Annotated in this window: 12 protein-coding genes; 5 read left to right on the top strand and 7 right to left on the bottom strand. The window is 62.0% G+C overall.

Annotated elements, in window-relative coordinates; all coding sequences use genetic code 11:
• The 3 genes from P8Y64_12020 to P8Y64_12010 form a co-directional block, all read left to right on the top strand.
• On the top strand, nt 1-1038 hold a 1038-nt coding region (locus P8Y64_12020), incomplete at its 5' end, for a creatininase family protein (protein ID MEJ2061190.1).
• A gap of 40 nt (nt 1039-1078) precedes the next feature.
• Nucleotides 1079-1486, top strand: coding sequence for a hypothetical protein (locus P8Y64_12015; GenBank protein ID MEJ2061189.1), 408 nt, complete (start codon nt 1079-1081; stop codon nt 1484-1486).
• Nucleotides 1483-2058: an enolase C-terminal domain-like protein gene (locus tag P8Y64_12010; protein ID MEJ2061188.1), complete on the top strand. Its 576-nt coding sequence runs from the start codon at nt 1483-1485 to the stop codon at nt 2056-2058. Before P8Y64_12015 ends, P8Y64_12010 begins: the two co-directional genes overlap by 4 nt.
• A 76-nt stretch (nt 2059-2134) precedes the next feature.
• Here the strand turns inward: P8Y64_12010 and P8Y64_12005 are convergent, their stop codons facing one another.
• The 7 genes from P8Y64_12005 to P8Y64_11975 form a co-directional block, all read right to left on the bottom strand.
• Nucleotides 2135-2542: an acyl-CoA dehydrogenase family protein gene (locus P8Y64_12005; GenBank protein ID MEJ2061187.1), complete on the bottom strand. Its 408-nt coding sequence runs from the start codon at nt 2540-2542 to the stop codon at nt 2135-2137.
• Nucleotides 2543-2567: 25 nt separating this feature from the next.
• A complete protein-coding gene (locus P8Y64_12000) occupies nt 2568-3116 on the bottom strand; it encodes an OsmC family protein (protein ID MEJ2061186.1) in 549 nt (182 codons plus the stop codon).
• A 193-nt stretch (nt 3117-3309) separates the two neighbouring features.
• The gene (locus tag P8Y64_11995; GenBank protein ID MEJ2061185.1) at nt 3310-4893 is read right to left on the bottom strand and encodes a sigma 54-interacting transcriptional regulator; all 1584 of its coding nucleotides are present in this window, start codon (nt 4891-4893) and stop codon (nt 3310-3312) included.
• Nucleotides 4894-5128: 235 nt separating this feature from the next.
• On the bottom strand, nt 5129-5998 hold the full coding sequence (locus tag P8Y64_11990; GenBank protein MEJ2061184.1) for a sulfurtransferase: 870 nt from the start codon (nt 5996-5998) through the stop codon (nt 5129-5131).
• A 327-nt stretch (nt 5999-6325) separates the two neighbouring features.
• Entirely contained in the window at nt 6326-7171 is an 846-nt protein-coding gene (locus tag P8Y64_11985) for an ABC transporter permease (protein ID MEJ2061183.1), read from the bottom strand.
• Entirely contained in the window at nt 7168-8433 is a 1266-nt protein-coding gene (locus tag P8Y64_11980) for an ABC transporter substrate-binding protein (protein ID MEJ2061182.1), read from the bottom strand. Before P8Y64_11980 ends, P8Y64_11985 begins: the two co-directional genes overlap by 4 nt.
• Before the next feature lie 36 nt (nt 8434-8469).
• Complete coding sequence (locus P8Y64_11975; GenBank protein MEJ2061181.1) at nt 8470-9273, bottom strand: ABC transporter ATP-binding protein; 804 nt, start codon at nt 9271-9273, stop codon at nt 8470-8472.
• Nucleotides 9274-9558: 285 nt separating this feature from the next.
• Here P8Y64_11975 and cynS point away from each other — a divergent pair, with 285 nt between their 5' ends.
• Together cynS and P8Y64_11965 are read left to right on the top strand one after the other, a co-directional pair.
• Entirely contained in the window at nt 9559-9999 is a 441-nt protein-coding gene (gene cynS, locus P8Y64_11970) for a cyanase (protein MEJ2061180.1), read from the top strand.
• Nucleotides 10000-10055: 56 nt separating this feature from the next.
• The gene (locus P8Y64_11965; GenBank protein ID MEJ2061179.1) at nt 10056-10694 is read left to right on the top strand and encodes a c-type cytochrome; all 639 of its coding nucleotides are present in this window, start codon (nt 10056-10058) and stop codon (nt 10692-10694) included.
• Nucleotides 10695-10788 lie beyond the last annotated feature (94 nt).

The raw sequence follows: 10788 nt of genomic DNA, 5'->3' as shown, positions 1-10788 counted from the left end.
CACAAACGGCCCGAAATCCTGAAGCTGAGGTTCAATGGGGTCAATTCGCCGCCCGAATGCATCCCGGAGGAGCTGAGGAAGCCTCTGGCGGCCATCTTCCTCCAGCACGCGAGCGGCGCGGTTAAGAGGCGGGGCAAACAGTGGGTGGATTTCGACCCGTTGACCGATCCGGCGTTTAACAAGCCATATCTGGCCGGGAAACTTCAGGCCCTGATTCCTTCGCTGGTTCCCGCCGACGCGGAGAGCGCGGAAGAGGAATCGCACTATCTGCTGGGAAAACTGACCTGGCCGGAAGCCAAGGCCCGGTTCAAGGAAGTGGACCTGGCGCTCCTGCCCGTGGGATCCATCGAACAGCACGGGCCGCATCTCCCCGTGGACACGGACGCCTTTGACGCGGACTATCTCGCGCGGCAGGTGGCCATCGCGTGCAAGGACCCCAAGCCCATCGTTCTTCCCGCCATTCCGTACGGGGTGTCGTACCATCACGACGATTTCAGCGGCACCATCAGCATCAGCCCGGACATCCTGTCCCGGCTGGTCTACGAAATCGGCATGAGCGCGGCCAGAAACGGAGTCAGGAAGCTGGTGATCGTAAACGGGCACGGGGGCAACAGCCCGGCCCTCCACTTCGCGGCCCAGATGATCAACCGGGACGCCCAGATATTCACCTGCGTGGACACCGGGGAGACCAGCGACCCGGACATCTACGGTATGGCCGAAACCCCCAACGACGTGCATGCGGGGGAGATCGAAACCAGCACCACCCTGGCGGTGCGGCCTCAAGAAGTGCGAATGGACAAGGCCCGCAAGTATGTGCCGCGATTTTCCAGCCGGTATCTGAATTTCACGTCCAAACGAAGCGTGGGATGGTACGCGCACACCTCCCGCATTTCGGCGTCCGGCGTCATGGGCGACCCGACCAAGGCCAGCGCGGAAAAAGGGCGGCTCATGTGGGACGTTATGATCAAGAATCTGGCCGAGTTCGTGGAAGACCTGATGAGTCTGAGTTTGGAGGAAATCCACCAGAGGCGCTACTGAACCGATGAAAATCACTCACCTGGAAGCATGGCCCGTTTCGATGAAGCTGGAAGAGCCGTATTCCATCGCCTATCAGACGGTCGAAACCGCAACCAACATTTTCCTGCGGGTGGAGACGGACACCTCGATAACCGGCTACGGCTGCGCCGCGCCCGAAGAACAGATAACCGGGGAGTCGGTGGCAGACGTTATCAAGACGCTCAATGACGTCATCATTCCGCTCAGCAAAAACGGGGACCCGCTGCGGCCGGCCCACCTTCTGTCGCGCATCAAAAAACAGTTGACGTTCAACCCGTCGGCCTTGGCCGCCCTGGACATGGCGCTGTTCGACATCCTGGGGAAGACCGCCAATCTGCCGCTGTGGAAAATTCTCGGGGGCTACCGGGACCGCATCCGGACCAGCGTGACCGTCGGCATTCTTCCGCTCGAAGAAACCGTGGCCGGGTGAACGTGGAGCAGGATATCGAGCGGGTCCTCAAAGTGCGGGAAGCCGTGGGGCCGAAGATCGAACTGCGGTTCGACGCCAACCAGGGGTTTACGGTGGCCGACTCGGTCCTGTTTGTCAAAAAAACGCGGAGCGCCTCGCTGGAGCTTCTGGAGCAGCCCACGCCGGTGGCTCAGCCGTATCTTCTGGGGCACGTCACCAAGGCCGTGCACATCCCGGTCATGGTGGACGAGCAGCTCATGAGCCTCAGGGACGCCTTCCGCATCGCGCGCAAGGGGCTGGCCGACATGGTCAACGTGAAGCTCATGAAAGTGGGGGGGATATCGACGGCCCTGCAGATCAACGCGGTGGCGCGGTCCGCCCGTCTGGAGACCATGGTGGGGTGCATGGACGAAGCCGCGCTTTCCATCGCCGCCGGTCTGAGTTTTGCGCTTTCCAGCCCCAACGTTGCCTACGCGGACCTGGACGGCCATTTGGGTTTGGCCGGCGACCCGACGGACGGGGCGGTGATCATCAGAAACGGATTTTTGTTCCCCACCGGCAAGCCGGGGCTTGGTTTTGATAAAAAATTGTAGAATAAATGGTTTATCAAATTAAAATGAAAAAGCAGGCGAAAACCCCTGAAAGCTGATTTTTCGTTAGGCCGCGGGGTCAAACGGAAACGTGAGGACTCTTCAGGCAGCGAGGAGGGCAACTCCGGAAACGGCGGAGGCAGTATTGCTCGCGCACCGTGGGATTGGTGGCGTTTTGCAGGTACCACGCGCAGGTGTCCTGGCACCACATGGCAAAGCCGGTGGACAAACACTCCTGCGACACCAGACTCATGGCCTTGATGGTGGCAGGCATGTCCTGCCCGCCGTCCGGGCGGGCGGCGGGCAGGTGCTGACTGAATGCCCCCGCAGCGCCGAGCTTGCGCATGACGGATTCCGGATACAGCCCTTCCAGATCGATCTGCACGGTGAGCGGTTTCAGGTCCCGTTCGACGATCTCCGTCATGGCACTCAGAACCTCACTCGCCTGTGGCGCTTCGTCGACCAAACTTGCTGCGGATTCACTCATGGTTACGTCCTCCGATGCTGACGCCTCAGGCCGGCTCGACGACCAGGCTGACGTTGCGGCGCAGGGTGTTGGCCACCGGAGACCAGACGTTGGAATGCGCGATGATGTCGTCGATGACCTCCTCGGGGGCGTCGCCTTCGGCGTCGATCTTGACGCGCACGTCGGTGAAACCGAGCGGCTTGGTTTCGTCGAGATCACCCGTACCCCAGACGGCGGTGACGTTGATGTCGCCTTCGAGCTGCAGTTCCAGCTTGGTGAGCTTCACGCCGCGCGCGGTGGCATTGGCATGAACGCCGACCGCGAGGCAGGCACCCAGGGTCGCCAGCACGGCCTCGGAAGGATTGGGAGCGTTGTTCTCGCCCAGCAGGTGCGGCGGTTCGTCGATCAGCATCGGCGCCAGGTCGCGCACGTAGGTCTGCATGCGGAACTGACCCTCGCAGACAGTCTTGGCCTTGAGCGTAACGACAGAATCGGGATTGGCCTTGCCTTTTTCTCCCAGCGCCTCCAGCCCTTCGGCATCGATGGGGCGCAGATAGCTGACGGTGGTGGAAACGGTTTCGGCAGGTGTGCTCATGTTGTTCTCTCCTCAAGTTGAGTGATCAATCTTCACTCTGGAGAGAGCAACGCCTGTGCCAACACTAAAAATTAATTATAAAACAAACAGTTACTAATTATTTTGCTCGCGCGACCCCGCCGTTCACGGCCTGGATTGTCGACAATGTCGACTTGAGTGACCGCTTTGTCCGTTTTGTCCGTACCGCACCGGATCAGCTCTCGATACCCAGTTTCTGCATGCGGTAACGCAACTGACGGGGCGTCAGGCCCAGGCTGATCGCGGCGCGCGTCTTGTTGCCCTGCTGCTGGCGCAGGGCCTCCAGAATGTCGCCCGTCTCCTCGGAACGCACCTTCGCATAGGGGCGCAGCTGGTCGACGGACGCCAGCTTGGCGGCGGGCGCCGCGGTCGGCACGGCCGGTTCGGCAACCATACCGGCTGACGACAGCTCCTGGGCCAGGATGCTTTCGATCAACTCCCGGCTGATCAACCGGCCGTTGCTCATCAACACCGCGCGTTTGATCACGTTCTCCAGCTGCCGGATGTTCCCGGGCCAGGCGTAGCCTTCCAGGATTTCCAGCACGCCCTGCCCGAATCCCGCCTCACTGCCGAATTCCTGATTCGCCATGCCGATGAAGTGCTGGGCGAGAATGGCGACGTCGCCCTGGCGGGCACGCAGGGGCGGCAGCCGGATGGGAAACACGTTGAGCCGGTAGAACAGATCCAGCCGGAAACGGTTTTCCTGCACGGCCTGCTGCAGATCCTTGTGGGTGGCGGAGACGATCCGCACGTCCACGGGAATGTCGCGGGTGCTGCCCACCCGCTGGATGACCTTGTATTCCAGCACCCGCAGCAGCTTGGCCTGCAGTTCCAGATCCAGATCGCCGATCTCGTCCAGGAACAGCGTGCCGCCGGAGGCCAGCTCGATGCGCCCCTGCTTGGCCGTCGAGGCGCCGGTGAACGCGCCCTTCTCGTGGCCGAACAGCTCCGACTCGATCAGGTTGGCGGGAATGGCCGCGCAGTTGATGCTGACGAACGGCCCGCCCGCGCGTTTACTCGCCATATGCTGCATGCGCGCAAAGCGTTCCTTGCCGGTTCCCGATTCGCCCAGCAGCAACACCGTGGTATCGGTGGCGGCCACCTGCAGTGCCTGCTGCACCGCCTCCAGCAATGCGGGGCTCTGCCCGAGGATGCCATAGGGCGCCCCCTGGCTTTCCAGCTTGTTGCGCAGCAGTTGATTCTTGGATATCAGGTCGGCGGTGCGTTCAGCCACCATCTCGTCGATACGCAACACCTGGCCGATGAAGGTCGCGATCACCTGCAGCAGCGCGATGTCGCGCTGAAAGGGCCGTTCGCGTTTGCGCAGACGGTGCACCGCCAGCACCCCGACCGGCTTGTCTTCCCACATGATGGGCACGGCGATATAGGCCACCGTCTCATCCGGCAGCGTGGCACGGTCCACCGCACGCCGCAGGTAGGTCGGCTCGTCGTCGATGTCCTGGATCAGCGCCACCTGGCCGGTATGAAACACGCGCCCGGTGACGCCTTCGCCGATGACATAACGCCCGCGCGAACGCTCCTGCGCGGTCAGACCGTACGCATAGCGGATGACCAGATCCTGACCCTCACCGTCCGGCAGCAGCACCCGGCCACGGTTCAAACCCAGCAGTTGGGACAACAGGTGCAAAATGCCGTGAATCGCGCTGCCCGTGTCGCTGCCGTGCGTAATCAGGCGCACGGCCTCCTGCATGATCAGCAGTTCCGATTCCGGCGTGCTGGGGATTTGTGAAGCACTCATGGGATCAACTCCCGACAATGTCGACAAAACATCAGGAGCAAAATCAGGGCCAATGTGGCAAGACGGACAAATCCTGACAATCAGGGACAGTCACGGGGGAAACGGGCACCAAATTAGTGCGTTATGCGCCCCACTACGGGGCGCATAACATGAGGCACTACCTGAACCACTTCCCGATGCCGACAATACTGCTCTGCGGATCATGCCCGGGGCCGGCACCCGGACATGCCGTTTTTCATGCGGCCTGCCAGGCGGCCGGACCGCTTTCTATCGGCAGGTTCGGATCCCGCGACCACTCGTTCCACGAGCCGAAATAAAGCTTGACATCCTTCACGCCGGCCTGCTTCAGGGCGACAAAGGTATTCGACGCGCGCGCCCCCTTGAAACAGTACAGATACACGGGGGTGTCCGGTCCGATGCCGACCGTTCTGCATTCTTCCTGCAGCTCCTCTTTGGTCTTGAAGACCGGCACGCCGTCGTCGTTGGGCTTCATCATGCGATACCACTCCAGCCATACCGCGCCCGGAATGCGTCCTTTGCGGGGACAGAAATCGATGCCGTACGGCGACGAACTGGTCCCGACCCATTCGTCCACGTCGCGCACGTCCAGGATGAGGGCCTCGGGGTCATCCAGCACGGCCAGCATGTCCTCCTTGGTCAGCATGACGCCGGCGGCCGATTCGTCCACGGGGAAGGTCTTGTTCTCCGGCTCGGGAACCTCCGTCGTCGTTTCCATTCCTTCCGCCAGCCAGGCCTGATAACCGCCATGCAGAATCGCCGCCTTCGGGTACCCCAGAAACTGCAGCAGGAAATAACCGCGGCAGGACTGGCCGAACCCGCTGTTCATGCTTTCCTCGTACAGGACCACCGGCTCCTCACCCGAAATACCGACGGAACCGAACGCCTCGGAAAACTTGCCACGCAGTTCTTCCAGCCCTTCCTTGGATGATGTTGCCAGGTAGGTGAATATCTCGTGGATATTGACCGCGCCGGGAATGTGTCCGGCGGCATAGGAATCCGGTGACCGTGTATCGATGATCACGACGGGCTGTGATGCAATCATCTGCTGCAATTCGCTGGGTGAAACAAGCGCGTTGATCGTCATGGTGACGTCTCCTATCGAACGAGATTTACGCCTATGCCTTGAAGCGATGCCAATGCCTCGACAACCTTCGCAAGACACCGGCCGTTTCAATGCACAAAGCTGCCAATGGTCGATACGGCGTCCCGGCCGTCCTCACCAGTCCCTTGGAATATCCCGCCAGCTCATTTCGTTCTCCGCCCGCACCACCAAGCAGGGAAAGCGGTCGCCACATTCATCCTGCCACCGCGCATCCCCGTAAAACTTTTTTTATATTGAATGCCCGTCGATTCGGCGGGCTGACGCAAGCGCCCCCCCGCAAGGGGGCGCCGCGATGGGCACAACCTGAAATCAACCTTCCTGATGCCAACTGAAACGTCGGATCAAACTGACGCAAACCGCATCGAGCACGAACCCGATCACTCCGATGACCACCACAATGGACGCCAACGTGTCGTATTCGAGCGTGTCGCGCGCATCGTTGATGGCATAACCCAGACCGCTGGTAACGCCCAGGTACTCGGCCGGCACCAGCACGATCCAGGCGACGCCGACCGCCAACCGGATACCGGCGAAGATGTCCTGACCGATGGCGGGCAGGATGATGCGCCACAACATCTGCAGGCCATCCGCGCCGAGGTTGCGTGCAACCTTGAACCACAAGGGGTCGATGCGGCGCACGCCCTGGGCGGTGGAAAACAGGATCGGCCAGACCGCGGCCACCGCGATCAAAAAGATGATCGCGCCGTCCCAGGTCGGGAAGGCCAGCACCGCCACCGGCATCCAGGCCAGCGGACTGATCATGCGCAGGAACTGAAAAGGTACGTGCGTGACCTCACGCATGCTGGCCTTCAGTCCGATCCCGACGCCGACCGGCACGCCGATCGCCACGGCCCACAACAATCCCATACCGATGCGATACAGGCTGGGATGGATGATGCTCCACAGGCTGCCGGACTCAATCAGCCGACCCAATGCCTCGAACGTCGGCGCCGGGGCAAAACCCGAGAAGGTGGCGATGTTGTCATCGTGCTGGATGACCCAGCCGCCCAGCCACCACAGTCCGAGCAGCAGGGCGATACCGGCGCTCGGATAGGCCAGGCGCGACAGCGCCCAGCGCCGCAACCCGGCCCAGTCCACATACCGCTTCAAGGCGGCGTTCTTGAAACCGCCCATGCCCATCTCGTGCACCGTCATATTTTGACCACCTCGGCACGCACATAGGGGTCGGTGGGATCGACGCCGGGCAGCTTGGCCCATTCGGACCAGTCACCGTATTTCTGGATGGCCGCCTTGACGTGGGTGTAATTGACCAGGTCCTTGGCCACGAACTCGGGATCGAGCTTGTTGAGGAAGGTCTTGTCCCCGGCCACCAGGGTCTTGTTCATTTCCTCCACGATCATCTTGGTCGCCGAAGGATAAGGCCAGGGCTGGAAGTCGATGCGTCCGTTATGCCACTGGTCCTCATGCTGGATCGCCGGCGGATCGGCATAGGCCTTTTCGTTGTAGAAGGTCATCGCGCGCTCGACCACCTTGGCGGGCATGGGCAGATAGCCCTTGCCGTTCTTCGACAGCATGTGCGCGACCTCCTGCTTGTGATCCTGGGTATAGACCTGGGCGCGCACCACCGCATTCATCACCTTCTGGGTCCAGGCCGGCTTGGCCTTCACCGTGTTCTCGTTCATGCACACCACGCAGCAGGGGTGGTTTTCCCACATGTCGCCGGTGAAGCGCAGCATGGTCCCGCCGGCCAGCAGCTCGCCGGCCGCGTTGAACGGTTCGGCCACGATGTAGGCGTCGATCTTTCTGGACGCCAGCGCCGGCGGCATATCCGGCGGCGGCATGATCATCAGATTGACTTCATCCGGCGCCAGCGGCGCGCTTTGCGGCTTGATCACCGCCTTGAGTCCGGCCTTGCGCAGCGCCATCTGCAGCAGGATGTTGTGCATGGAATACCAGTAGGGCACGGCGACCTGCTTGCCTGCCAGCACCTTGAAGGCCGCGGCGCCGTCGACGTCCGTCGTCTTGACGTGACGACCGACGATCACGCCGGAACCGTTGATGTGGGCCCAGCCCATCACCTTGACCGGGAAGTTGTTGTTGTAGCGCATCCATACCGGAATGGGATTCAGCAGATGCACCAGGTTGAACTTGCCCGCGGCGAAGCCCTCCACCAACGGCGACCAGCCGCGGATCAGCGTGGGCTTGGCCACCTTGAGGCCTTCGTCCTCGAAGTAGCCGTTGGCGTGCGCCACCAGCAGGGCGGTCGCATCGGTGATCGGGATGTAGCCGATGCGCACGACCTCATCCTCCGGCGGCGCGGGATCCGCCATCAAACCGCTCGGCAGCATCATGCCCGCAGCCAACCCTCCCATGGCAAGTAGATCCATCAGAAAATCACGTCGACTCATCTCGTGCTTGAAGATGTAATCCAGTTCGTCGTCTTTCTGCTTACTCATGGGTCAAACCCTCATTTCCACAGGTTGATTTAAGGTTCAGGCTGCGGCCCGCGAGGCCGCAAGATTCTTCGGTGCGTTCGGGTCGATGGCGGACACCTCGTTGCCGACCAGCTGCTCGAACTGCTTCATCAGGACCTCACGCTGACGGCTGAAATCCGCCTTGGTGCGATCGCGCGGGAAATCCATGTCGACGTTCATCTCGCCGACGATACGGCCCGGGTTGGCCGCCATGATCAGTACCCGGTCGGCCATGGCCACCGCCTCGTCGATGTCGTGCGTCACGATCACCATCGACAGCCCTTCCCTGCGCGCTATCTGCGCCACCTCGTCCTGCAGCGACATGCGGGTGAATGCGTCCAGGGCCGAAAACGGTTCGTCCAGCAACAGGACCTCAGGCGAGGTCGCCAGAGAACGGGCCAGCGCCACGCGTTGCTGCTGCCCGCCCGACAGGTCCTGGACCCTGGCATCGGCCTTGTCAGCCAGCCCGACCATGTTCAGCAGACGGTCCACCTTGTCCGGATCGCGGCTGCCCGCGAAGACCAGTCCGAGTCCGGCGTTCTGCCGCACCGACATCCAGGGATAAAGCGAAGGCTTCTGGAACATCATGTTCCACTTGGCGCTGGGCTGACTGATCTGGCTGCCGTTGATGCGTATGCAGCCGTCGCTCGGCAGCAGCAGCCCCGCCAGCATGTGCAGCAGGGTCGACTTGCCGCAGCCGCTGCGTCCGATGAGCGCCACCCGTTCGCCGGGGGCGATATTCAGATCGATGTCCTTCAGAGTCGGCGCCGACTGCCCCTTGAAGGTATGGGATACGAAGTCAATCGAGATTCTTGCGCCCATGGGAACGCTCCTGCTATGGCCTTGCAAACCCTGGTTGCAGGGATCGTGCCACTGGCCGAAAAGGCGGGCTGCAGGCCACAAGCGAGCGTTGGGGTGACAAAAGCAGGGCCATGAGGTGCCCGCATTGCCGACAATGTCCGACAAAGTCGCCCTGACATGGACAGGCAATCGATCAGTCGGACGGCACCGCCAACACGGCGCATACTCTGGCATCAGAATTGCAAAGCTCAGGTAAGCGGATACGACGCACTGTCACCCATTCAACCCTGACGAGGTATTACCGGTATGACCAAAAGCGAAATGAGAACCGCCATCCTGAACGCCAAGCAGGCACTCGGCCTGACCTGGGAGGCTCTGGGCCAAACGGCCGGCCTGTCGGCGGAATTCACCTGTTCCGCCTGCCTGGGCATGAACAGTCTGAAAAAGGATGCAGCCGACGCCCTGTGCGCGGCGCTGGAGCTGCCAGCCGAGGTATCGGCCGCCCTGCAGGCCTTTCCGAAAAAGGACTGGGACCAGCTCGTCCCCACCGATCCCCTCATTTACCGCTTTTACGAAATCACCGGCGTGTACGGGGAAACCTTCAAGGAGATCATCCACGAGAAATTCGGCGACGGCATCATGAGCGCCATCGACTTCACCACGAGCGTCGAAAAACTGGAGGACCCCAAGGGGGACCGGGTGGTCATCACCCTCAACGGCAAGTTCCTGCCCTACAAATCCTGGTAAACAAACGGCGGACTGGCTTTTCATCCAGCCGGTCCGCCGCCTTCACCGAGCACACGATGCGCGCCGCTCCCGGGCGCAGGCTGTTGGGCGCGGCCCTGATGGCAATCTGTCATGCCTGGCCCGCGACGGCACGCAGCGACGCCATGGACCTCTCACGCCCCGCGCCGCAGGAAACCTGCATGTACTGTCATGGCGCGGAGGGGCGGGTCGATACGCCCGACATTCCGCAAATCGCCGCCCAGAACCCGCTTTACCTGCTGACCCAGTTGCGCGCCTACCGAACCGGCGCCCGGCTCGATCCGGGGCGCTACATGCTGTCGGCCACCATGCTGCTGAACGACGGGGAACTGAAACAGGCGGCTGACTACTTCGCCGGACTCCCGGCGCCAAAACCCGTAAGACTCGCACCAAACGACAGCAAGCCGGGCGCCCGACTCTACTGGCAGGGCCGGGCCGGTCTCGTGGCCTGCGTCGCCTGTCATCCGCCGACCGGCCATCCGTTCGCCTTCGATTATCCGCGCCTCGCTGGCCTGAACGCCGGCTACCTAGCAACCCAGCTGCGCGCCTACCGCTCCGGCAAGCGGCGCACCGATCGTTTCGCGGTCATGCGCCGGATTGCCGTGCGCTTGAGCGATCGTGATATCGCCGAGGTCGCAGCCTATCTCGGTTCAAAAACACGCGTCGACCGGCGCTGAACGGCGCCGGGCAACCCAAGTCGGGATCAAGGCCCACACAGATCCAGGCTCAGCGCACGCAGCCGCGCCCGGGCATCGACGTCGTATGCCTGGG

The organism is Gammaproteobacteria bacterium, from assembly GCA_037388465.1.
GTDB lineage: Bacteria > Pseudomonadota > Gammaproteobacteria > SpSt-1174 > SpSt-1174 > JARRKE01.
This window is presented reverse-complemented; position numbering and strand designations above follow the sequence as displayed.